The organism is Novosphingobium sp. fls2-241-R2A-195 (assembly GCF_030209485.1).
Lineage (GTDB): Bacteria > Pseudomonadota > Alphaproteobacteria > Sphingomonadales > Sphingomonadaceae > Novosphingobium > Novosphingobium resinovorum.
The window spans coordinates 102,450-127,360 of record NZ_JARVRY010000010.1; the positions used below are offsets into that span (position 1 = coordinate 102,450).

General features: G+C 63.0%; 16 protein-coding genes. 12 read left to right on the forward strand and 4 right to left on the reverse strand.

The genetic code is table 11. From position 1 onward, the window contains the following. Positions 1-614: 614 nt before the first annotated feature. On the reverse strand, positions 615-1,625 hold the full coding sequence (locus QRN25_RS09470) for a LacI family DNA-binding transcriptional regulator (protein WP_285019085.1): 1,011 nt from the start codon (positions 1,623-1,625) through the stop codon (positions 615-617). Positions 1,626-1,770: 145 nt separating this feature from the next. Here QRN25_RS09470 and QRN25_RS09475 point away from each other — a divergent pair, with 145 nt between their 5' ends. Beyond that, entirely contained in the window at positions 1,771-2,946 is a 1,176-nt protein-coding gene (locus tag QRN25_RS09475) for an MFS transporter (protein WP_037518655.1), read from the forward strand. On the opposite strand, the gene QRN25_RS09480 is transcribed toward QRN25_RS09475, so the two are convergent. Beyond that, positions 2,940-3,980 carry a nucleoside hydrolase gene (locus QRN25_RS09480; RefSeq protein ID WP_285019087.1) on the reverse strand — a complete coding sequence of 347 codons (1,041 nt, stop codon included), beginning with the start codon at positions 3,978-3,980 and terminating at the stop codon, positions 2,940-2,942. The genes QRN25_RS09475 and QRN25_RS09480 overlap by 7 nt on opposite strands. Before the next feature lie 305 nt (positions 3,981-4,285). Between QRN25_RS09480 and QRN25_RS09485 the strand changes: the two genes are divergently transcribed. Both QRN25_RS09485 and QRN25_RS09490 read left to right on the forward strand, forming a co-directional pair. Next, positions 4,286-7,219, forward strand: a complete 2,934-nt coding sequence (locus QRN25_RS09485; RefSeq protein WP_285019088.1) for a TonB-dependent receptor domain-containing protein — start codon at positions 4,286-4,288, stop codon at positions 7,217-7,219. Between the two features lie 50 nt (positions 7,220-7,269). After that, a complete protein-coding gene (locus QRN25_RS09490; protein WP_285019089.1) occupies positions 7,270-8,283 on the forward strand; it encodes an esterase-like activity of phytase family protein in 1,014 nt (337 codons plus the stop codon). Between the two features lie 22 nt (positions 8,284-8,305). Here QRN25_RS09490 and QRN25_RS09495 read toward each other — a convergent pair whose 3' ends face one another. Continuing rightward, entirely contained in the window at positions 8,306-9,328 is a 1,023-nt protein-coding gene (locus QRN25_RS09495) for a nucleoside hydrolase (protein ID WP_285019090.1), read from the reverse strand. Positions 9,329-9,857: 529 nt separating this feature from the next. On the opposite strand from QRN25_RS09495, the gene QRN25_RS09500 reads away from it, so the two are divergent. After that, a complete protein-coding gene (locus QRN25_RS09500; RefSeq protein ID WP_285019092.1) occupies positions 9,858-13,751 on the forward strand; it encodes a CHAT domain-containing protein in 3,894 nt (1,297 codons plus the stop codon). 725 nt (positions 13,752-14,476) lie between these two features. Here the strand turns inward: QRN25_RS09500 and QRN25_RS09505 are convergent. Further along, a complete protein-coding gene (locus tag QRN25_RS09505) occupies positions 14,477-15,355 on the reverse strand; it encodes a 5'-methylthioadenosine/S-adenosylhomocysteine nucleosidase family protein (RefSeq protein WP_285019094.1) in 879 nt (292 codons plus the stop codon). A 128-nt stretch (positions 15,356-15,483) separates the two neighbouring features. Between QRN25_RS09505 and QRN25_RS09510 the strand changes: the two genes are divergently transcribed. The 8 genes from QRN25_RS09510 to QRN25_RS09545 all read left to right on the forward strand — a co-directional run bounded on the left by QRN25_RS09510 (position 15,484) and on the right by QRN25_RS09545 (position 24,775). Then, a complete protein-coding gene (locus QRN25_RS09510; protein WP_285019213.1) occupies positions 15,484-16,158 on the forward strand; it encodes a GntR family transcriptional regulator in 675 nt (224 codons plus the stop codon). A 112-nt stretch (positions 16,159-16,270) separates the two neighbouring features. Continuing rightward, positions 16,271-17,590 (forward strand): NAD(P)/FAD-dependent oxidoreductase, encoded by a 1,320-nt coding sequence (locus tag QRN25_RS09515; RefSeq protein ID WP_285019095.1) that lies wholly within the window; start codon positions 16,271-16,273, stop codon positions 17,588-17,590. Positions 17,591-17,629: 39 nt separating this feature from the next. After that, positions 17,630-18,970 carry an MFS transporter gene (locus QRN25_RS09520; RefSeq protein WP_285019097.1) on the forward strand — a complete coding sequence of 447 codons (1,341 nt, stop codon included), beginning with the start codon at positions 17,630-17,632 and terminating at the stop codon, positions 18,968-18,970. Positions 18,971-19,067: 97 nt separating this feature from the next. Beyond that, positions 19,068-19,979, forward strand: coding sequence for a dihydrodipicolinate synthase family protein (locus tag QRN25_RS09525; RefSeq protein WP_285019100.1), 912 nt, complete (start codon positions 19,068-19,070; stop codon positions 19,977-19,979). Beyond that, on the forward strand, positions 19,972-21,462 hold the full coding sequence (locus QRN25_RS09530) for an aldehyde dehydrogenase (RefSeq protein WP_285019104.1): 1,491 nt from the start codon (positions 19,972-19,974) through the stop codon (positions 21,460-21,462). The genes QRN25_RS09525 and QRN25_RS09530 overlap by 8 nt, the downstream gene beginning before the upstream one ends. Positions 21,463-21,568: 106 nt before the next feature. Further along, positions 21,569-22,909, forward strand: a complete 1,341-nt coding sequence (locus tag QRN25_RS09535; RefSeq protein WP_285019106.1) for a hypothetical protein — start codon at positions 21,569-21,571, stop codon at positions 22,907-22,909. Positions 22,910-22,929: 20 nt separating this feature from the next. Next, positions 22,930-23,187 carry a YbaK/EbsC family protein gene (locus QRN25_RS09540; RefSeq protein WP_350224247.1) on the forward strand — a complete coding sequence of 86 codons (258 nt, stop codon included), beginning with the start codon at positions 22,930-22,932 and terminating at the stop codon, positions 23,185-23,187. After that, positions 23,117-24,775 (forward strand): TonB-dependent siderophore receptor, encoded by a 1,659-nt coding sequence (locus QRN25_RS09545; RefSeq protein ID WP_285019108.1) that lies wholly within the window; start codon positions 23,117-23,119, stop codon positions 24,773-24,775. Before QRN25_RS09540 ends, QRN25_RS09545 begins: the two co-directional genes overlap by 71 nt. Positions 24,776-24,911: the final 136 nt, after the last annotated feature.

A 24,911-nucleotide genomic window follows, 5' to 3' on the forward strand; every position in this document is an offset into this window, starting at 1 on the left:
AGACCTGGGGGCGAAAATCCGAGACCGAATGACCGCAAATGGTAGCATGCGGCGAAATCTGCAACTTTGTGCTCGGTCCAACTTTAAGTGTCGTGGCCGGGAATCTGACCTTAGTGCTCGGTCCGGTCTCGACAATTTACCGAGGAAGGCGGAAGTTCCCATGCGGTTGGACGGCTGCTTCGGGCGCTGTGACTCGGACCAAGCAGTTAGTCCGGTCAGGAGAAGGCGCTCGGCCAAGCCGAAATTGATGGCACATATTCCTTGGCGGCCGCCCCTCTCCATATCTCGAACACGCGCGGCGACGACTGCTACGCGCTCGAACCTGCCATTAACAAATCCAATGTCGATGAGTGAAAAGCTTCTCTCGGCCTAGCCTGGCTTGCGGAGTCAGCGAACGGCTTTATTTAGCCAACAAAGCCTCGAATTAACGGCGCGCTTGCGCTTGGGCACCGCACCAACCCCGAGATCGGCGCGACTCATGCCGAACTTGGCGTTCCAATCCGAGACCGTCGAGCCTCTGACGCAATCGAAAGTCCTCGTTCCTTCTGCTGGCCCTTAGCGACAAAATCTTCGGTACTTCGTGAACCATGGCAGGTGGCTCGGAGAGCCATTCATCACGGTGCTTCGCCGACGGTAAGACGATCAACCCGATTCCCGGTCGACTCCCGCTCGATGAAACAGACTTCCAGCGTCACGCGCTTCGCCGGTCTTTCCGGATCCTTGATCCTGGCCAGGAGCAGATCAACCGCTTCCTTTCCTAACTCTTCCAGTGGCTGCCTCACGGTGCTGATCCCGGGGAAAGTGACAGAGCAGAACGGCAGGTCGTCATGGCCGATAATCGCCACATCGTCTGGAACCGCGAGGCCTGCCTCGCGTGCTGCGTAAAGGGCACCCAGAGCCATGAGATCGTCACAGCAGACAATGACGTCGGCCTCGGCTCTCCGTATCGCCGCCACCGCCTCGTCCGTCAGACGCATGTCGAACGGGTGACGCACCTCCCAGGCGACAGGTATCGTTCCGGCAACGAACTCCAGGAACGAATCCCTGCGCTGCTGTGCCACGGAAATGTCTTGCGGGCCGGATATCAGGCCAATCGAACGGTAACCAGCCCGCAGCACATGATCCGCGACCAGCTTACCGCTCAGACGGTAGTCTGCGACGACATTGTCGCGGCCGGGCAGCCAATGGTCGATGACCACGACCGGCTTGGACACCGAGCTCCCTGCTATCACATCCTCGGACGTCGCCGGGCACCACAGGATGCCGTCGACGCCCGCGAACTCGACCTGCTCGATCCGCTCCCGCTCGTCTTCTCCATCGCCGGTATCGACGAGCAGCATGGCATATCCGGCCTCGCGCGCGGCCTCGGATATGGCCTGCGCGAGTTGGGGATAATAGGGATTGCGCAAGTCGGGCGTGACGAACGCCAGCGTGCCGGATCTCCCGGTCCGAGTGGCCTGCGCGGCACGGTTCGGCCGATATCCGAGATCCTTGACGGTCTTGAGCACGCGCCGACGCACATCGTTACTGACGCCGGGACGATCGTTCAGACTGTTCGAGACCGTTCCGATTGAGACGCCTGCCTTTCGAGCGACGTCCCTGATCGTGATGCGCGGCTGCTTCACCGTGTAATTGATCCTCGCTGGCTCCCGCACGCATCGGCGGAAGAACTCTCTTCACGATAGGGGCCGCCGCGGGCATTAGACAAGCGCAACCCGCCCGAAAGCGGGGCGACGAACTGCATTGATCTTAAAATGACCGGATCGACCGATGGCGACAGCGACACAGGCAGGCGATGGACGGGTACGTGGCCTATCGCTGGTCTACCCGGCATACTACGGTTACCTGGGCATCGTGACGCCCTACATGCCGCTCTGGCTCGCGGATCGCGGGTTCGCGGGACCCGCAATCGCATTCGCCGGGGCAATCGTGATGATGGCGACGACTTTCGGGCAACTGGCGCTTCCAAGCACGGCGCTCAGGCTCGGACTCCGCCGATTGACGATTTTTGTCGCCTTGCTGGCGATGCTCCTTACGGCAGCGATGGGAGCGGCCCATGCGCAAGGCTCGATCCTCGTGCTGGCCGCCGCGTCGGGCGTCTTCTGCGGTGCTCTGCTGCCGTTGCTGGACGGAATGGTGCTTTCGTTTCCGGACACGAACTGGGGGAGACTGCGTGCCTGCGGCTCCCTCGGCTTCGCTGCCTCCGGCATCGCGTGCGGATTTGCTATCGACAGGTTCGGCGCATGGACGGTGATCGCGGCCGAGACGTTCATGCTGGGCCTCGTTCTGTGGGGAAGCGCCGGGGTTCGTTCGGCGTTAGCGCACGTCGCCGCCACGACCGATCTTTCGCCCCGGCGCGGTCTTGGCGTTCTCGTCGTACGCAAGGATGTATGGCTGCTGATGCTGGCGGTCGCGCTCGTCAATTCCGGCCACGCCTATTACTACACTTTCGCCAACCTCCACTGGATGGCCGTCTACGGTGCCAGTGCGAGTTCGGTCGGCCTGCTCTGGGCCATCGGCGTCGGAGCGGAGGTGGCGGTGCTGGCCTTCTGCAGCGGCTCCGCCGATGTGCCGCCGTCTCTGCAGCGATCGGTGAAGCTGCTGCTTGCCGGAGCGGCCGCAGGGGTACTGCGGTGGTCGATCAGCGCTCTGGACCCGCCCTTCGGCACCCTGCTGGCCGCTCAGCTGCTGCACGGTTTCACGTTCGGTGCGACCATGGCGGGCGGCATGCAGGCCTTGCGGACGATCGTGGCACCAAACCAGTTGCCTGCAGCCCTCGGCCTGTTCGCGGGGTTGGTGCATGGTATCGTCATCGGTAGCGTGACGCTCCTGATCGGCCGCTGGTCGGGGCCGGCCGACACCGGCGGCTTCTGGTTCATGGCCATCGTCTGCCTGCTGGGAGGCGCATTCGCCGCGCAGTTCGGCAGGGTAGCCCGCCGTCAGTGATCTCGCCGCGGAGAAACCGGGCGCGATAGACCCGCGAGGTAGAGATCGATCAGCCGCGCCGAATCCACCCGCGTCACGATCGTCGCCGGACGATAACCCAACGGCACGACATCGCGCGCATCGACCGGCCACGTCCGCGTCCGTCCGTAAGTCGCATCGTGATCGACCGACACCGCCACGAAAGCCCGGACGGAATCGCGCACGACCGCAGGATCGACGATCAGCGCCGCGCCGAGTTGCGACCATAGCGGCATCCCCACCGAGGCATTGTCGGTGGCATAGCGCCCTCCCGGAGTATCGATCTTCGCCATACGGGCCCTGAGCGCAGGCGTCAGCTCGGTATGATCGGAAGCCTGCCCGAGCAACACCAGTTCGCGCCAGGGAGCCGTCGTCACCACATCGGCCGCCTCCGGATCGAACAGGAAGTTGAACTCCGCCGCCCGGCTGCCATCGTCATGGGCCGATATCGCGGAACTGCCCTGGACGATGATCCGGCGCACGAGCCCCGCGAACTCGGGATCCTGCCGGACCGCAAGGGCAATGTTGGTCAGCGGCCCCTCGGCGTAGATCGTGACTTGTCCGGGATGGCGATGCACGGCATCGATCATGAAAGCGATCGCGCTCTGCGACTGGGGCTTAAGCCTTGGCATGCCGTCCGCAGGGGCCGTGATCCGAAAGGGGTCTTCGGCGTGGGCGGCGGCATCGCGCGCGATATCGTTCCAGGCCCCGCTCCAGTAGGTCTTGCCATAGCGGCTTTCCCACTGCGCATGCCGCGCCGCGCTGTTCAGCAGCGGCAGCACTGCGCCGTTGTAGACCGGGATATCCACCGCACCCACGATCTCAAGGAAACGCAGCAGGCTCGCCACGCCCTCGTCCCGCCAGCAATCGCCGCTGGTGGCGGTCAGCCCGAGCACCCGGACGTTCGGATCTGCCAGCAGCATGAGCAGGGTAGGCTGCGATACGTAGCCGGAGCCATGTGTGCCGAGGCTCCAGTCATTGTCATATATGACGTATTCCGGGGCCGATTTTGGCAACGAGGTGCCGGCCTGCGCCGCAGCGATCGCCGGCTGGCACGATGCCGCCAGCAAAGTTAGGAAAATTCTTATAAAACGATTCATATGATTTTCCGAGCGACTGTGATGAGGAAATGCTGAGAATTACCGTTATGTCAGATTTTCCACCGTCATCATATTGACTAAATCGTTTTTTATGACACCCCTGTTTGAAGGGATTGGCACGGTGAAGTCGGAGATTCTCGACCCGCCGGGCATCAGGCAGAATCGGGCCGCGCGAGCTTCGATCACGCCGAGAGGGGCCTGAAGCTCATGAGGGGTAGATTATGACTGTTCGCGCATGCCTGTTTTCATCTGTCGCACTTGGCGCCGCTCTGAGCGCCATTGTACCTGCCGCTGGCCACGCGCAGGGCGTCCCAGCCGATAGCGAGATATCCAATGACATCGTCGTCACCGGCAGCCGCGTCCGCTCGCCTGCGGTGACCGGCGGACCTCTGGTTGCCGTCGACGAGGCCTCCATCGCACTGCAGGGGATGCCCACTGCCGATACCCTGCTCAATGCGCTGCCGCAGGTCTCGGGCAGCAATACGGCCGGGCAGTCGACGTTCGGAACGCCCGGCATCGCCACCGTGAACCTGCGCAAGCTGGGGCCCAGCCGCACTCTGGTTCTAATCGACGGCCGCCGCCTCATGCCGGGCGATCCGACGCTGCCGGTCGCCGACCTCAACTTCATTCCCACCGCGCTCGTTACTTCGGTGGAGACACTCACGGGCGGCGCCTCGACCGCCTACGGGTCGGATGCCGTAGCCGGCGTGGTCAACTTCAAGCTGCGGCGCGACCTGGAGGGCCTCCGCCTCGACTATCAGGTCAGCGCCTACCAGACCCAGAACGACAACAAGGGGGCGCAGGACAAGCTGCGCGCCTTCGGCGTCGAAGTGCCCGAGGCTGGATGGGACGGCTGGACCCACGACGTCAATCTGGCGGCGGGCCACAACTTCGCCGATGGCCGGGGGAATGTCAGCGCATACTTCGGCTACCGCAATGCGCAGCCCGTCGGCGCGATCGACCGGGATTTCGCCGCCTGCGGCATCGGCACGGTGAGCGGTGCCTCGCCGTTCGATACGCATGTCTGCACCGGTTCGGGCACCAACGCCTATGGTCGTTTCCGCACTGGCGGCACCGGCGGCGGCCTTGCCGCGAACCCGGACGGGACGGCGACCTTCGTGCCGTATACCGGCGCGCTGGCCTACAACTCAGCCAAGGAGAACTACCTCCAGCGGCAGGATGAGCGCTACACGGCGGGCCTGCTGGCGCATTATGAGGTCAGCGATGCGATCGAACTCTATACCGACGTGATGTTCATGCAGGACACCACCCGGGCACAAATCGCCCCGGCCGGGATCGTCGGCAACCGCACTTACACCATCAACTGCGACAACCCGCTGCTGAGCGCTTCGCAGGCGACTGCCCTGTGCGGCGCCAATGCCGGGAGTGCAATCGCCGTGTGGTCGGGCACAATCGCCAAGCGGCTCGAGGTCGCCGGTCGCCAGCGGTATTACGACGTACGGCACCGCCAGTGGCGCGGGATCGTCGGCGCTCGCGGAACTTTCGCGCCGGGCTGGAGCTACGACGTCTATGGTCAGTACGGCCGCGTCGAATACGCCAACGATGCAACGAACGACGTCTCCGTCAGCCGGGTGCAGGACGCCCTACTGGCGCGCAATGTGGGCGGGACGGTGCAGTGCATCTCCGGCAATGCGGGTTGCTCACCGCTGAACATTTTCCAGCTCGGCCAGGTATCGCCCGAGGCTGCCGATTACGTCTTTGCCAACGGTCGCACGACCGGGCGGGTCACCCAGAAGGTCGCCGCAGCGACGATCAACGGGGATCTCGGCACGATCGGCATCTCCAGCCCGTTTGCACGCGATCCGGTCGCGGTGGCCTTCGGTGTCGAGTACCGGGAGGATGCGATCCACCTCTCCCCCTCGGCCAACCTGCTGAGCGGCGACCTTGCCGGTTTCGGCGCCACCGCCCCGGCGCAGGGCAGCACCAACGTCAAGGAAGGCTTCGTCGAACTCGTCGCCCCGCTCGCGGGTGACATGCCGTTCATCCACCGCCTGACCTTCAACGCCGGCTATCGCCATTCGAGCTACAACTACGCCGGAGAGGCGGACACCTTCAAGCTCGGCCTCGACTGGTCGCCCAGTCCCGAGCTGACCTTGCGCGGTGGCTTCAACCGGGCCATCCGCGCGCCCAACGTGGTCGAACTGTTCGCCCCGCAGGCGCTGTCCTCCGCCTCGATCACCGACGTCTGCGCGGGCACCTCACCCACCGGCAGCCAGGCGCAATGCAGCAACACCGGCGTCACCGCCGCTCAGTACGGCACCATCGCCGAGTGCGCCTCCAACTTCTGCACGACGCTGACCGGCGGCAACCTTGCGCTGCGCCCGGAAACTGCAGACACCTGGACCATGGGGCTGGTTCTTACCCCGCGCTTCGCCCGCTCGCTGGTTCTCACGGTCGATTACTACGACATCAAGGTCCGCAACCTGATCGGTACCGTGGCGCCGACACTGGCCTATTCGCAGTGCCTGAACAACGCCGATCCGTTCTTCTGCTCGCTGATCCGGCGTGACGCCAACGGCAGCCTTGCGACGACGGGCGGCTACATCGCCGCCACCAATGTCAACACCGGCTATCTCAAGTCGAGCGGTATCGATGCCACTCTGGCCTACGGCACCGATATCGGTGCGGCCGGCAGGCTGCTGTTCGACGCCAACGGCACCTGGACGCGGGACCGCAGCATCTCGCCCCTGCCCGGTCAGGCGTCCTACGACTGCGCGGGACTGTTCGGCCCGACCTGCGGCTCGCCGACCCCGAAATGGCGCCACGTCGCCCGCCTCAGCTACCAGACTCCAGGCAACGCCACGGTCTCGCTGGCCTGGCGTTTCGTAGGCAGTTCGAAAGTCGACATCAATGACGGCAACCCGGTATTCAGCGGCGCGACAGGCGGCGCCCGCGATATCGCCGACGCTCGCATCGGCGCAGTGAGCTACTTCGACCTGACCGCCAGCGTACCCGTCGCCGATGGCGATTTCGTGCTGCGCTTCGGCGTGCGCAACATCGCCGACCGCGATCCCCCGATCGTTGACAACTTCAACCTCGGCGTGAACGCGGATTACGGCAACGGGAATACCTTCCCCGCCCTGTACGACACCCTGGGCCGCACTGTGTTCCTGGGGCTGACCGCCAAGCTGTGAGGAAACGCGTGCCCGTTCGTATCGAAAATGCAGCAAGCGCAGGATGTATCTTGAGCGGACTGGTACTTCTCCTGTCGGCTTGCGCCATGCCGCACCCGCATTCCGGCGGCGTTACTGCCGGAATGCGGGTGCAGGTGGCCGCAAAGCCCGCGCCGATCGGCAACCTAGACCTCGGCGCACACCTGCGCTTCATGAGTGCGGTGGACCTCACGTCGGACGATGTCCGGTTCGGCGGTTTATCCTCGCTGCGCTGGGCTGCCGGCCGTCTTCATAGCCTCAGCGATCAGGACGGAACATGGTATTCCTTCCGCCCGGTCGAACGCGGCGGCGTGCTGGTTGGAGTGGACGAAGTCCGCTCCACCAGCCTTCAGGACAGCGACGGTGCCCCGCTGATGGGCAAGGTGCGCAGCGACGCCGAGGCGATCGACTTCGTCGATAGCCCGTGCCCGGCCGCTTCCTGCAAACCACAAGCGGTGCTCGTCACACTGGAGCGAGATCACCGGGTACTGCGCTATGCGATGCGCCGCGGCCTTCCGGTCGGCACCCCCGAGCGGTTGCACGGGCTCGATACCTGGCTCTCTCGCCAGCCGGACAATGAGGGCATCGAATCCCTTGCCAGCACCGATGGCGAGACCCTGCTCATCTCCGAGGGCCTGCGGGCACCGGACGGGCAGGCCAGCGCGATGCTGGTCCGTCCCGCGCTCGGCACCGGCGCGGTCGCGGGGAGCATACCGCTGTCCGTCCCGGCGCCCGGCGATCACCGGCCCAGCGACCTGGTGGCCCTCGGCGGCGGACGCTACATCATGCTGCGCCGAAGCTGGAGCGAGCGACAGGGCTTTTCGGTGATGGTCGAAGAACTGGTGCTGTCCGAAAGCTCGGACGGCGTGCAGGCCCGGACGCGCCAACTCCATACATTCGCCCGGCCTGATATCTCAGAGAACTTCGAAGGCGTAGCGATCCGCCGCGAGGGCAACCGAACGTTCCTCTACATGATCGCGGACGACAATTTTGATCCGGGATCACGAACGATCCTCGCCAAGTTCGCTCTCGAAGGCTTGTCCTGAACTGTATCCTCGCGTTGCGCCGTCAGCGCCCTGGCGCGAGGGAAGCGACGTATTGCCGCTCCAGCCTTTCCCGGTCGATCCCCTCGATCACGCGGACCCAGCGTGCGGTACGAGGCGGCGTGCGCCCCGCACTCCACACCCGTGCGCGCCCATAGAACAAGCCCTCGGCGATATCGACGTCCATCGCCAGATCGCGCGCGGCGGCTACGAGCGACGGATCTGCGATGATCGCCGCGCCTACCGCATCCCATAACGGCATGCCGGGCGTCAATCGGCGCAAGGCGTAGGCCGACAATACCGTCTTTTGAGCATCGATGCGCGCAAGCAGATCCGGTGTCACTACGATCGCATCGGCAAGATCGCCGACCGACGTGATGCCGGACCAGGGCGCGGACAGAACGACATGGGCCGCTTCGGGATCGAACGCAAAGTTGAAATCGGCATCACTTTCTCCTTCAGCGTCAAAGGCGCGGATGTGCCCACCATCAAATACCAATGCCTTCGCCAGCTTGGGGATTTCCGGATCCAGGCGAATTGCCAGCGCAATGTTCGTCATTGGTCCCGCGGCGTATATCGTGACCTGATGCGGATGCTCCCGAACCATGCGGACAAGAAAGGCAGCCGCGCTTTGGGCCACGGCTTTCGTCTGCCTCGGCAAGGGGGCTGGAAGGCCATATGCATGCGGATCGTCGGGGTGATAGCGCCCCGACTCGTCTGCAGCGTTCCACGCCCCCTTCCATGCCAGCGCGCCGCGCATAGGTTCCGCCGCAGCCATCCGATCCGGCGTGTTCACCAACGGATACATAGCCCCCGACGCGACGGGAATTTCTGTGCGGCCGATCACTTCCAGATCCGAGAGGGTCGCAAGGGTCGCCTCCTCGCTCCAGCAGTCGCCGGTCACCGTGGTGAGCCCGATCACGCGAACATTGGGCGCCGAAAGCAAAGGCAGCACCGGCGTGATCTCGCAGAAGTCATTATCGAAAATAACGAGTTCCGGTGCGGTGCCCTTGGCTACTGCGACCGATGGAGAGGGCACTGCTTGCATGAGGACACCTGCCGCCATCGCTAACAGACGGGCGATAGTGCTCGTAGCGAAAAAGTCGGAGTTCACGGCTTTACGAACTGAGTTCAACGAATTCGGACCAGGCAAAGTACCCCCCAAGCCTTGCATTCCAACATTACCAGTCGGCGCACTGTACCGCGCGAACGGACCAGCCGCATTTGCACTGAAACGTTTTAGTTCCTTTCTGGCGGCATATCAATGGATCAAGTCGTACGCCGGCTAGCAAACGCTCGGTAACCTCGGCTCGGATTTCCTCTTGGAGCAGATCGCAATTGGGACCTAGCCGACAGTCGCCTTTGGAGCGCCCGCTCTGGGTAAGCCGACATTCGCTCCGCGTCCGCACTAGGTCAGCCCAACGGCTCGCCCTGGGACAAATTCGGCGTTCAAAATGTACAGCTTGAGCGCCAACTTTTGCCAGCAGCCGATGTTTGCGCGGCGCGACGATAGGGAAAGTTAGTCGACTAATGCTGACCGACGGCTAGACAACCAGCGTGAAATCAAAGCAGGTCGAATGATGGTGAACGAACCGGAGCAGGCAGCTCAAGATTGCGCGACGTCGCAAACTTCATCGAACTTCGAGGCAAGAGCGGTGGGGGGCGATTCCGGTTTGCTCCAAGCGCTGTTTGATTACTTCACCGGAAATATGACCGTGCTGGAATCTGGTGATTTGCTCCTCATAACGGGCGGCAGGCCGCCGGGTCGCGCTGGCCTGACGGCGGCTGTGCTTTCGGGTCTCAGACTTGAAGGTGGTGCTCGCGCAATCGAGCATTACAGAATTATTCTTCCTCCCGCAGCCGACATCACAGAAGCTCGCGAACGATTTTGGAATCGATTTTCAAACGGTTTCCGAGTGCTGTCCGGCACTGCGCTCGCTGGGGAATTACAAGAGTGGTTCGAGGAGCGCGTCGAACTGGTCGTAGCCGCGGAGCTGCGGTCCGGTTGGATCATCCAGTTTCTCTGCCAACAGGCAGAGCAAACCGCCGTCATCATCACAGAGGCCGCCCTCTTTCGCGACGAAACGGTCGAGCCGTTCGTAGCTCCTGGGGGGAGTGGTCCCTTGGCGCCGGAAGATATTTGGGTGCCGCAGCTGTTCGCTCTTGCCCAGACTGCTGTGCCGATCGCCCAGCAGCGCACGCTGTACGTCGCTTTCGACGCGAACGAGCTTGCGCCGGTCAATCCCGCACTCCAGTCGCTTCTCCAGTCGGTTGATCGGTTCGGCATTTTGAGCGCCGAAAGCTCGGAGGCTCGCGAGACCATTCTTGTGCAACGGGTAGGGCAGTGGGACACATGGATTAGGAGCGGCCACATAGGCCTCGCATTGCGAGACGTTGCTGCGCTCCCTGAGAATTTCGACACCGAGAAGCCGTTCTTGCGTGTGCAACTCCTGAGCAAGGCCGGTCTCACCGTCCAGGCGCTCGCAGAAATTCGATCGGACATTCTTCCAGCAAGCAATCCGTCGCCAAGTGCGCGTACCCGACTAGCCTTAATCGCATGGCAGGCGGGGGCCAACAACCTTGCCCGCGAAATCCTCGAGCCGGTGATCAACGAACTGGAGGGGCTTGACGAGCTTCAGAGCGCGCTCCTCACCCTCGACGCCGTCAAGGATATTGGTCTCGCAGACAGGGTCGCGATACGACTTGAGGCCCGCTTTCCTATGTCGGCCGGCCTCAAGGAACACCGTCGTCAGCGCCTCCTCAAAGCACGAGATTACGCTGCGGTCGCCGTCATCGTACGCCCCGACAATCCTACGCTTGCCGCCTACTACGATGCGATTGGGAAGGCGTTCTCCGCACAAGGCGTTCCCGACTATCTGGCGCTCATCGACACCGGATCGGACGCGATGCAACGCGACCAGTATCGACTGGCATCCGCGCGCGACGCCAACGAGGGGGGCCTTGTTGTGCATGCGTTCGAGCTGGCCAAATCCCGGCCCGGAGATCCTGAATTGGCAGAGCCGTGGGAGCGGGTACTCCTTTCGGCATTGGAACTCTGCTTTCTGAACCTCGATGCGGAAGGCAATCCGCCGGTCTCGATCGACGATATCGGAAGCGCCGTGCTCGCATTGGTCCGACGGCTTGCCGCTAACCCTCGAAGTGCCCACCTCCGATCGGGCCTTTATTCGCTCCTGCGCCAAAATCTTGCCGGTCCCACCGGCCATGCGCTCATCGCCAAAATCTGCATCGACGAATACCGACGGCCCGTACATATCGACAAGGGCGTCCCGATGCGCGGGCGCAGCGTCGCCTGGATTGAAGAAAACGAGACCTTTATCAATAATGCCATGACTTGGCTTGGGGACGAGACCCCGATCGTCATGGGAAAGCTGGCCCTTCCAATCGAATTGCTCACCGTCGATCCGGACGACGCAGTCGCAGGGATCAGTGCTTGCCTCGAAGCCATTCCGCTAAGCGACGAGAACGACGTTCAGGTGATGCAGTTGTTTCTTACGCTTGGGACGACCATCGCGCCACACTCGGCTGATCCGGATGTCGATCTTAGGCTCTACCGGCTCGCCTGCGGCAAGCTCGTGAGCGCCGGATTTCCGCAACGCGGTCGAGATCTCGTTGAAACCGCAGTGGAGAGCGGCGCCGACACGCCCCGTCGCCGTCGGCTTGCGTGGCTGGCGGTCGCCGATGTTTATCACCGTTCTCAGGATTACCTGAACGGCATGCTGGCATTGGCTTGCGCGCTCTCCGCAGATGACCACATCGATGAGGAGCCGGCGTGGCAAGAGACCTACGCCCTTGTCCGTCTGATGCGCGACATCGGGATCACGCCGATGGCCTTTGCCGCCATCGAGCGGGCACGTCAGTTGATGGATTCACTAGGTCTCACGAAGCGGTACGGTCATCGTATCGATCTCATGGCACTGCAGACGCGTCAAACGACGCTCCGCGAAACCGACGCTGAAGAGATCTTGGCATTGTTGAGGGAAGCTGTCCGTATTGGCAAGACCGTGATTGCCGAACAGGACCAGACCGCGCCCTCGGCTGCAGCACTTGGGCAGCTCATCCGCGCGGCCCGCCAGCTCAAGCTCGCAATCCCGGATGATGCCCAAGCGACCTTTGACGAGCTCTCCAAGTGGGCGGGCGGGAATCTGGCGAGCTTCGTCAAGATCGTGTCGGTCGATACGCCAAGTGTCGGCGAGGTGGCGCAACTCGCCGCCAACATGCCACAGGCACGCTACGCCGACGATGTCGGATACGACACGCGGCAGCTGTCGATGCTCGCTCAACGCGCGTTGAGCGACAGCGCCATACTTGACGACAGTCAAGGCCTCCGGTTCTTACTCGATTCGATGGCCGATTGGGGGGCTGCCATTCCCGGCTGGGATGAGGCGGCTGCACCGCCTCGACCGCCGCAACTCGAAGACGCTTTGGCAACGGCGAAGCGTATTTCCGAACTGGGCGTCGCGGTTCTCCAAATTGCGTTCGACGCGGACGGGCGGTTTGTTCGAGCAGTGACTATCGACGGCACCCCTGCGGCCGGAGTGCGAGAGTCAGAGGAACGGTTTTCCGAAGCGGCATTCAAGGCATGGGCACCGAAATTCCCTTGGCTCTACGCATATGATGACAGCCCTAACCTCTTTTACACGACGACCGAGCAACTCTGCTTGACGGATGCGCCGCGCATACCAACCATCGTCGTCGCATCAAGCCAGCTCCAAGCGTTCCCGCCGAACATCCTTTCGATCGAGAGCGAGGGAGAGTACCGGAAATTGCTCAGTCGCGAAATTTCATTGGCAGCGGTCCCATCTCTTGTCTGGCTAAGTTACGCGCGCGATCGCAACTGGACTGGTGATGGCCGGCATGTGGCCTGGATCTCGACCGCAGACAGCGGCGATGGTCGGATAACAATGCCTTTACTCGCCCAGCGTCTCGAGGCGCCGCTGGCAGACTATGATTTTGCGGCAAACTTCAATTCGCAGGTGCCGACGGATTTCGCTGGGTCAACGATTGCGGTCATCTGCGCCCATGGCGACATACATCCAGAGAACAGTTTTTTTCAGCGTGTCTCGGACGAGGGGTCCCTCAAAATTTCAGGCGAGGATCTTGCCAGCGCCCTTCGAAACATCGGTGTGGTTATCCTGTTCGTGTGCAGCGGTGGCCGGTCTGATCAGCATCCCAGCGCAAATACGACGATCGGGCTCGCCAAAGAAATCCTCGACCGAGGTTGCGCGGCTGTCGTCGCATCGCCTTGGCCGCTAGATTCCCAGATACCGCCGCACTGGCTTCCGGCGTTCCTCGACAGCTGGATCGGAGGCGCGACCCTGATGGAGGCAGTCTTTGCAGCAAACAAGTTCACAGATGCGCGCTTTTCACTCGATGCTAGGAGCGGACTTGCCATGACCGTTTACGGAGACGGGCTGCTTCAGCACCCCCACGCGCTGCACTCGGAGCAATAAGCGCGATACCAAGAATCTGGATCGAGCGATATTGGCTACGCGCTTACGATCATATCATGAGCCAAGCCCATGGGAGCCTCTCCGAAACCTTCGTCATCGCCAAAATCTCAATTTCGGGCGCTGCCGAAAGCTCGTGGGACTTTCCCGAAAGTCGGCTCCGGGGCACGTATCTCAGTAAGCCGCCTGTCACGAACGCGCTTGATGGGCAATTTCAAGAGTAGACGCCGGGCTAAATGAAACTGTCAATATTGTAACGCAGAGTACACTTAATTTCACAAGTAGAGTAGAGTTTTCATGAATTGTTTCGGTTGGTGAAGTACCTTCACTCTACGCGAAATTAAAATAAGATAGCAATAGTGGGGAATTGCTTAACGAGCGTTGATGCAACGCCCCACGTCTGCATCTTTTATTATTCGAAGAGCGGTTTTCCAGGAGGCGTTGGTGCGGGCTCAGTCAGCGGCTTTCCAGGAGATACCGGTGCAGGCTCGGTCAACGGACGTCCTGGTGGCGGAGGCGAAGGTTCAGTAAGCGGTCGCCCAGGCGGCGGCGGTGCCGGTTCGGTCAAAGGCTGCGGCATAATTGTTCTCCATTAGGCTGTTAAGGCTGCTCAGCTATCTAGTTGACGACATCCAGTCAACCGACCTAGATATTTGAAATCACAGCATTATTAGATAATCGGCACCGCCACAGTCAATTGAACAGTTCGCATCGGTTAAGTGTTCCATTCAACAAAGGCGATACTCAACGCACAAAGAAGCGAGAAACTGAGCGCTCATGAATGCTGCATAATCGCGGGCTGAATCACCCTTGTCTTCATCAGCGAAATCGGAAACGCCTTTCACAACGAGAAATTCTGGGGAAGGCTGCAAAAGTTCGTGCGCTGCCATCGCCACACCATATGCTTCCATGTCGATGGCAACTAATTTTCGATGTTGTTGTAACTTTACCTCTTCGACCATAGCACTTCGTGCCACCACAGCAGCCCCACTGGCGAAAGGACCAATATGCAGCTTAGGAACGCTTGGAGCAGGTTTACCGGGAAATTTTTTTCTGATTTGAGCAAGTAAATCGGACTCACCCTCATGGCGTTCAGCTATACTCCGGACTCTTGTCGAGATTGCCAAAGGATAAGGGGCAGGTTCAAAAACTTGGCCTCCATCCTTTGTCGAGTATTTACCGCTTCCGTAATCCCATGTTGGGTTTGCAACGACCAAATCGCCGATTTCTACCTCGCTTTTATTGCCAGCGCAAATACCTACCATGGCAAGGCATTTCGGTCGGAATAATAATCCAAGCTTCGTCGCGAGGGCTGTCGCAGCAGGCATTCCCATCTGACCGGCGCGCGCGACGATTGCTGAACCTTTAGTTCCATCGCTACGCTCAAACTCCCCTCGATGGTATACTGTGGCGTCCCCCTCATATTCATGAACCTTCCAATTCCATGGAAGTTCAAGTACTGCATCCAGTTCGGGGGCTCTCAGGGCAACGATAATTCCAAGATCGCAGCCGTGTTCCGCAACTGCAATAGTAGACTTTAGGCGCTGAACGTGACGCACCTTTGCCGCTAAACGATCCGACCACTCACTGCCTGCTCGATCGTACAAGAGCACTGACCATAGTTCGCTCCCAAAGCGAGAGACCGCAGTTTCATATACTTCAGAGAGCGCGGTGAGGAGAGGTAGCGGTGTACGCACCTGTTTTGATTGGACTTGAGAGCTTGGCTCAGCCGCCTGTGGATCGAAAAGCGCTGCTCAACGACAGCCTGCGCCGGCGAATCCTAAATATGGAGTTGGCGCCGGGCTCGATCGTCGATGAGCTTTCGCTGGCCGAGGAGTTCGGCCTTTCGCGCCCGCCGGTCCGCGAACTGATGCGCCAGATGGCGGCGGAAGGGTATCTGGAGCTTGAGCCCAACCGCCCGGCGCGGGTCACGGCGATGAGCTACAATACGCTGCGCGGGTTCTTCCTTGCCGCGCCGATGGTCTATGTCGCCACCACGCAACTGGCGGCAGATAATGCCACGCCGCGCGAACTGGACGAACTCAGGGACATCCAGCGCAGCTTCCGTCAGGCCATTGCCAATGGCGACGTGTCGAGCCGCGTCCATTTCAACGACCTGTTCCATCTCCAGATCGGCCTGATGGCGCACAACGACTACCTGATGCCCAGCTTGCGCCGCCTGCTGATTGATCATGCGCGGCTGGGGATGACATTCTACAAGCATCCGCCGTCGCCCGACATGCTGGCCAGCCTGCACAAGGCGGTGATCCAACATGACGAGATCATCGAGGCGCTCGAACGCCACGCTGCGGAAGAGGCCGGGGATCTTGTGCGCGAGCACATGAACCTCTCCCGCGTGCGGATGGCGGACTACGCCGCGCCGACCGGGCTGAACATACCGCTGAACTGATGTGATCCCGGCCCCTTTGGGGGCCGCCGGTCAGACCATGGACCCCGCCGGTCGGCAGCGACCGCGCGATCGGGGACGGCTGGCCGCTGCCTGAAGAAACGACACACCCACCATGACCAAGGTAACCTCGCTTCCCGCCGACGACCGGACATGCGGCTGGTTTCACACCAGTTCCGTCCGCCAGCCCCGCCCCGCGCATACCGGAGAGACGCGGGCGCCCTGGGTGGTGGTCGGCGCCGGCTACGTCGGCCTTGCCGCCGCCCGCCAGCTGGCGATGAACTTCCCGCAGGATCAGGTCGTGCTCGTCGAGGCACAGGAGGTCGGCTTCGGCACCGCCGGACGCAACGCCGGCTTCGCCATCGACTTGCCGCACGACATCGGCGCGGCGGACTACATCGGCGATCTGGCCACCGCGAACCTCGTGCTCAAGCTCAACAAGACCGGGCAGAATTATCTGAAGGATCTCGTCGACCTGCATGGCATCGAGTGCCACATGCGCGCCTCGGGCAAGTACCAGGGCGCGGTCGAGGAACGCGGTCTGGCCGTGCTGGAAGCTTATCGCGGCGGCCTCGACCGGCTCGGCCAGCCTTACGAGGTGATCGAGGGCAGCGATCTGCCCGACCATATCGGCACCCGCTTCTACAAGAAGGCGCTGTTCACGCCGGGCACGATGCTGGTCCAGCCCTCGGCGCTGGTGAAGGGGCTGGCCGACACGCTGCCCGCCAACGTCACGCTGTTCGAGCGCACGCCGATCACCGAGGTCAGCTACAGCCCGCAGATCATCCTGACCCATGCGAACGGGCGCATCGTCGCGGACAAGCTGATCCTGGCGAACAACGGCTTCGGCATGGCCTTCGGGTTCCTGAAGAACCGGATGCTTCCGGTCTTCACGTACGGCAGCCTGACCCGGCAGTTGACCGAAGAGGAGCAGGCGCGCCTTGGCGGCAAGGACTTCTGGGGCCTGATCCCCGCCGACCCGGCCGGGACCACCCTGCGCCGCACCCACGACAACCGCATCCTGGTGCGCAACAGCTTCAGCTATCACCCCGGCGGCATCAGCAACGATCACCAGCGCGAGGTAGCCGCGAAGCGTCATCGCCGGTCGTTCGAGCGCCGCTTCCCGATGCTGTCCGGCGTGCCCTTCGACTACACCTGGGGCGGGGCGATCGTCATGTCGCGCAACCACGAGAGCCAGTTCGGAGAGCTGGCGCCCAATGTCTACGGCGCGCTGTGCTGCAACGGCCTTGGCATCACCCGCGGCACCGCGACCGGCGTGCTGCTGGCCGACTGGCTGGCCGGTCGCCGGGGCGAAGTGATCGACTTCCTGCTCGCCTCGCCCGGACCCAGCGCCAACCCGCCGCGCCCGTTCCTCGACATCGGCGTGAAGGCGAACCTCGCCTGGGCGCAAGCCAAGGCCGGTCCGGAAAGCTGAGCCGCCTCGCCGTCAGAAAAACAAGAATTGGAGAGAAGCATGACCACGAATGCGCAGACACTGGAGGACGTTCCTCTCAACAGATTCCACCAGCTTCTGACCGTTCGATCGAGCGGCGGATCGTTCGTCGACGGCTATGTGCTCAGCGTCATCGGCGTCGCCATGGTGCAGGCTTCGGCGGCCCTTGGCATGTCGAGCCTGTGGCAGGGACTGATCGCGGCATCGGCGCTGATCGGCATCTTCGCGGGCGGCATGGTTGGCGGCTGGCTGACCGACATGCTCGGCCGCAAGCGCGTGTTCTTCGCCGGTCCGACGCTGTTCGTGCTGTTCTCCGTTGCGCAGCTCTGGATCGACACGCCCTTCGCGCTGTTTGCCTGCCGCTTCTTCCTGGGCGTCGCCGTGGGCATCGATTACCCGGTGGCGACGGCGCTGCTGGTCGAGTTCCTGCCCAAGGCCAATCGCGGCCCGCGCCTTGCGACACTGACGATCATGTGGTTCGCGGGCGCCGCCACCGCCTACATCATGGGCAACGCGATCCTGTCGGTGGGCGGCGCCGGGGGCTGGCGCCTGGCGCTCGCGAGCACCGCGCTGTTCGGCCTGGCGCTGTTCCTCGTGCGGATCGGCACTCCGGAATCGCCGCGCTGGCTGCTCGGCAAGGGCCGCCGCGCCGAAGCCGATGCGGTGATCCGCGACGTCTACGGCAAGGGCTATTCCACCGCCAATCTCACCGAAGAACCGCGCCATGAGAAGGTGTCGCTCTGGGGCCTGCTCAAGGCGGGCTACGGCAGCCGCCTTGCCTTCGTCAGCCTGTTCTGGACCTGCTCGGTCATCCCGGTCTTCGCGGTCTACGCTTTCGCGCCCAAGGTGCTGATGGCGCTCAACCTGCATGACAAGTGGGCGGCGTTCGGCTCGATCGCCATCACCCTGCTGTTCGTCGTGGGTTGCATCATCGCCACCATGCTCATCAATGCGATGGGCCGCCGCCCGATGGTGATCCACAGCTTCCTGTGGTCGGGCCTCGCGCTGCTGCTGCTGGGCGTGTTCGCCAATGCCAGCCCGGCGCTGATCCTCGTCCTGTTCGGCTCCTACGCCTTGCTGATCGGCGGCGCGCAGGTGCTCCAGCTGGTCTATCCCAACGAGCTGTTCCCCACCGAGATCCGCGCCAAGGCCGTCGGCTTCGGCACTTCGTTCTCCCGCATCGGCGCAGCGGCCGGCACGTATCTCGTCCCGATCTCGCTCGACCGGCTGGGCATCGCCGACACCATGTACATCGCCGCCGCCGTGACTTTCGTGGGCCTTGCCGTCTCCTGGTTCCTCGCCCCCGAAACCCGCTCCCTCAACCTGGCCGATGCCGCTTCCCTGAAGCCGCGAGCCGCCTGATCCCCAAAAATGGCCGGCGGCTGGTCAGCCCGCCAGCCACGGTGCGGGCCATCTCCTTCGGCCCGCACCATCCCCTTCCACGCAAAGGACAAAATCCATGAACTTCGACGGCATCTTCACCCCCGCCATCACCCCGCTCGCGGCGGACGGCTCCATCGACTACCCCGCCTTCGACGCCGTGCTCGAACACCTGATCGCCAGCGGCGTGCACGGCATCATCATCGGCGGCTCGACCGGCGAATACTACGCCCACACCGCCGAGGAACGCCGCGCCCTTGCCGAGCGCGCGCAGGCCGTCATCGGCGGCCGGCTGCCGCTCGTCGTCGGCACCGGCGCGATCCGCACCGAGGACGCGGTGGACTATGCGGTCCATGCCAAGTCGATCGGCGCCGACGCCATCCTCGTCACCACGCCGCCTTACGCGCTGCCGACGCAGGACGAGATCGCGCAGCACGTCCTGACCGTCGACAAGGCCGCCGGCCTGCCGATCATGCTCTACAACTACCCGGCGCGCATGGGCGTGGGCATGGAGGACGAATTCTTCGCCGCCATCAAGGGCAACGCCAACATCCAGGCGATCAAGGAAAGCTCGGGCGACATGCTGCGCCTGCACGCGCTGGCCTCGCATTACCCCGAGATCCAGCTGTCCTGCGGCTGGGACGATCAGGCGCTGGAATTCTTCGCATGGGGCGCCCGCAGCTGGGTCTGCGCCGGTTCCAACTTCGTGCCCGCAGAGCACGTCGCGCTCTACGAAGCCTGCGTGCTGGAGAAGGACTTCGCCAAGGGCCGCGCGATCATGGCCGCGATGCTGCCGCTGATGGACTTCCTCGAAGGCGGCAAGTTCGTCCAGTCGATCAAGGCCGGCACCGAGATTATCGGTCTGAAGGCAGGCGGCGTGCGCGCTCCGCTGTCCCCGCTGGATGCGGCCGGCAAGGAGGCGCTGGCTCAGGTGATCGCCGACCTGCGCAGCAATGTTGCGGCCGTGACCAAGGCTTCGGTCGATGCCTGATCTGCTGACCCGCGCCTACTACGCGAACATCGCGAAGGGCCTCACCCCGCCGACCGAGGCATTCATCGACGGTGCGTTCCGTCCAGCCCTTTCGGGCCGGACCTTCGCGACGACCAACCCCGCCACCGGCGAGCACATCGCCGATATCGCCGCCTGCGACAGCGCCGACGTCGATCTGGCAGTGGCCGCCGCGAAGGCCGCGTTCGAGGACGGCCGCTGGCACCGCCTGTCGCCGAACGAACGCAAGCACACCCTGCTGCGCTTCGCCCAGCTGCTGGAAGACAACGCCCGCGAACTCTCGGTGCTGGAAAGCCTCGACAGCGGCAAGCCGATTGCCGAATGCGAGGGCGTCGATATTCCCGAGAGCATCCACACGATCCGCTGGCATGCCGAACTGATCGACAAGATCTACGACAGCACCGCCCCGGTCGGCTCGGGCGCGCTCAGCCTGGTGGTGCGTGAGCCGATCGGCGTTGTCGGCCTCGTGCTGCCCTGGAACTTCCCGCTGCTGATGCTGGCGTGGAAGATCGGTCCCTCGCTGGCCGCTGGCTGCTCGATCGTCGTCAAGCCTGCCGCCGAAACCACGCTCACCGCCCTTCGGGTCGCGCAGCTGGCCCAGGAGGCCGGTATTCCGGCGGGTGTCTTCAACGTCGTGCCCGGCGGCGGGCGCGACGTGGGCGAGCCGATCGGCCGCCACATGGACGTGGACATGGTGAGCTTCACCGGTTCCACCGCCACCGGCCGCCGCTTCCTCGCCTATGCGGGCGAATCCAACCTCAAGCGCATCGTGCTGGAATGCGGCGGCAAGAACCCCGCCGTGGTCATGGCCGATGCCGAGGATCTGGATGTGGTCGCGGGCCACGTCGTCAACGGCGCGTTCTGGAACATGGGCGAGAACTGCTCGGCGTCCTCCCGCCTGATCGTCGAGGCCAGCGTGAAGGATGCGCTGCTGGAACGCATCGCCCATCACCTCAAGGACTGGAAGCTGGGCGATCCGCTCGATCCCGACAATCGCCTCGGCGCGATGGTCAGCCGTGCCCATTTCGACAAGGTGCGCGAATACCTCGACCATGCGGCGGCGGCGAAGCTGGCGATCGTCACCGGCGGCGGCACCCACGGCGACATCTTCGTCGAGCCCACGGTGGTCGACGGCGTCACCCCCGACGACCGCCTGTTCCGCGAGGAGATCTTCGGCCCGGTACTGGCGATCACCACCTTCGAGACGATCGAGGAGGCGATCGCGCTGGCCAACGATTCCATCTACGGCCTGGCCGCATCGGCCTACACCGGCAGCCTGAAGAACGCGGTTCGCCTTGCCCGCGAGATCCGCGCCGGTGTCGTCACCGTCAACTGCTTCGGCGAAGGTGACGTGACGACGCCGTTCGGCGGCTACAAGCAGTCCGGTTTCGGTGGGCGCGACAAGTCGCAGTGGGCGCACGACCAGTACACCGAGATCAAGACGATCTGGATCGACGTGTCCTGATGTTTCCCCCTCACCGCCCGTTCCGGCTCTCGACCGGGCGGTGAGGAGCCTGTCCAACCATAATCGATAGCGCCGCCCGCACGAACGGTCGGCATCGGAGGATGTCATGAAGGTATTCGCACCCCGTCTGCGGGGATCGGGGAAGGCTTGCCTGTCCATTCCCACACTGTCCCAAGTGCCGGTCGCCCTGCTGTGCGCGGGACTGGCCTGCGCGCCAACGGCCCACGCCCAGACCACCGGGCAGGCACCGCCGCCCGCTATCGACGAGGTTCCGGCCGCACCCCTGCCTGAAACCGAGACGCAGGACGAGAGCAAGCCCTCGGGCCTGAAGCTGGGCGGCGCGATCCGTGGCCGCTACGACTTGCGCTTCAACAGCGCGGGCGCCGATGGCGGGCGCCGTACCTCGAGCAACCTGTCGTTCGACACGCTGATCCTGAAGGCGGACTACGATTCCGAAACCTTCTTCGGCGCCGCGCAGTACCGTTTCTACGGCGGCAGCTTCCTCTACGGCAAGGATTACGGCTACCACAATTATCCCGGCGAGATCAGCTTCCCGGTCTACGCTTATGCAGGGGCCAAGCTGGGAAAGCACGACAAGGTCGCGGTGGGCGTGCAGCCGGTGCCGTTCGACGACCAGTTCTGGGGCTCGGCCTTCCTCAATTCGATGGGCTTCGTGATCGGGCTGGAGGAAGTCTACAACGCGGGCATCACTTACGCACACGAGGAAGATGCGTTCAACGTGACCGCCGGGTTTTTCCCGACGACCGCGCCCAATGCCTTCGGCATCAGCGACGATGCGGCCCGCTATTCGGTGAACATCGTCAAGGGCGACCGCTCCAACCCGCTCGCCTCGCGCAACGCGGAGCGCAACATGATCGTCGGGCGCGCCGAATACAAACTGGCCTCGTCGGACACCGGCTCGCTCTCGGTGATGGGGTCGGGCTGGTACTCGACGATCCACAACTTCGATACGAACGAGGACGGCTGGCGCCGCGCCTTCGCGGTAAGCCTCAAGGGCACCCAGGGGCCCTGGCATGCCAAGCTGCTGGCGGCGCGGCAGGACATGTCGCTGCGCAACCCCGGCAACGACCGGACCGTCACCGTCGGCAATTACGACGCGCCCTTCAACATCGCGGCGGACGGCACCCTGCTGTTCGGCGAAGTCGGACGCAAGATCGATACCGGTTCGCTTCCGTTCTCGGTCCAGCTCTTCGCCAACTACGCGTATTTCGCGAAGGCCGATTCCGGGTTCAGGGACACGCAGCGCCTGAACCTCGGCGCCTTCTGGACCGACAAGGCGACCGGCCGCATCCGTATCTGGTCCGAGTTCCTGCTGGGTCGCAGCGACCCCTTCGTAGGTGCCGGTCAGTACACACTGGGTGCCGCTGAGGGCGGCGATGGCCGCACCAAGGCATCGTTCCTGACCATCTGCGGTTACTACTTCTGAACAGAGAGGCAGCCTCATTCATGAACGAACAGGCCATATACGAGGACTTTGAAAGGCGCGGTATCGCGTTCGAAAAGCTGGAACATCCGGCTGTCCACACCGTCGAGGAAAGCGCGGCCATCCATGAGGCGCTCCCCGCCGCCCATACCAAGAACCTGTTCCTGAAGGACAAGCAAGGCCGGTTCTGGCTCGTCACGCTGCGCCACGATGACCTTCGGCAGTTGGGACCATGCCCGGATCGACGGCGATCTCACTGGAGCTCTGACCGCCGACGGTAACCTGCGGGCCCGTGCCATCGGCGTCTACGACATCAGCAACAGCTTCCAGGACTTCAAGAAGGATGACCGCTGGCTCGCCCACGGATCGTTGGAATACAACCCGGCCCCCGGTACGCTGCTGGTCGCCGGCTACACCCATCAGGTCGACAAACACGAGGGCTTCAACGTCAGCCTTCCGCGCTATCGCAGCGGTGAGGACATCGGCTTTGCTCGCAGCACCAACATGGGCGCGCCGTGGAGCACGATCGACCGCACGATCGACGTCGCCTACGGCCGGATCGAGCAGGCGATCGGCAAAGCGTGGACCATGCGGCTGAACGCCAACTTCACCCGCTCCAACGATCGCACCAATGCGGCGGAAATGGAAAACGCCGTCGATCCGATCGATCAGTCCGGTGCCGACTGGTGGTACTACCAGGCCGCGTCGAGAGTGCGGGAATTGACGCTCGACTTCAACACGACGGGCAGCTTCGAGGCCTTTGGCCAGAAGCATGACGTTGTCCTTGGCCTGGATTACACGAACAACAGGACGGACAATCGCAGCTTATGGACCTATTACGGGCCGGCCAATGTTTTCGATCCGGACTATCCGCCCGAACTGGCCTATCCGCCGGTTTGGACGGACGGCGGTTATGAGGGCCGCACGACGATAGAACGTCTCGGCTTCTACGGATCGCTGCGCATTCGCCCGATCGCGCCGCTGTCGCTGATCGGCGGCGGACGGCTGGTGGTCAAGGACCGCACCGAGAACCGCAACATCACGACCGGCGCGGTCACGTCGCTACTCGACCAGAAGACCAAGTTCGTGCCTTATGTTGCAACGGTCCTCGATGTCACGAAATCGCTCAGCCTCTACGCCAGCTACTCCGAAATCTACCAGTCGCAGGCCAACCTGATGTCGGCGCCGCGCCCCGGAACACCGCTTGGCCCTGTAAGCGGCACCAATTACGAGGCGGGCGTAAAGGGCGAGTTCGCGGGCGGCAAGCTGACCGGATCGCTGGCGGTCTATCGTGTACGCAAGCAAGGGGCTTCAGCGACCGATCCTAGCAATCCGCCCGCCGGATCCACCGACAACTGCTGCTACATCCGCGACGGGTCGCTGCGCAGCGAGGGCTTCGAAGCGGAAGTGAACGGGGAACTGCTGCCCGGCTGGCAGGTATCGGTTGGCTATACCTACAACGATAATGAGAGCCGGCGCGAAAACGACGCCTCCTTCGCCGAGATCACCCCCCGGCACCTGCTCAAGGTTTTCACGGACTATGCCTTCCGCGAAGGCGCGCTCAAGGGTTTGAGCGTTGGCGACGGCGTGACGGCGCAAAGCAGCAACTTCCGTTCGGGCTACGTGCAGGAACTCAATCCCGCCACAGGGCTATACGACGGCCCCTACTACCAATACCAGTTCAGGTTGCCCGGATACGCCATCTGGTCACTGCGCGCGGAGTACGACGTAAGCGATCAGTTTTCGATCAGCGCCAATCTCAACAACCTGTTCGACAAATCCTATTACGTGACGATCGGCAGCACGGGCTACGGCAATTTCTACGGCGATCCACGCAATTTCCTCGTCTCGCTTCGCGGCAAGTTCTGACGCGGCCGAAACGCTCTGGACGATCAGTTCAATCAACGAAATGCCAGCTTCCCCGTGCGCGCGCGGGAAAGCTGGGTTTAGCGCGTTGCATATGACGTTAGCGGCCACCTCCCTACGTCGATCCTTTCTTGTCGTT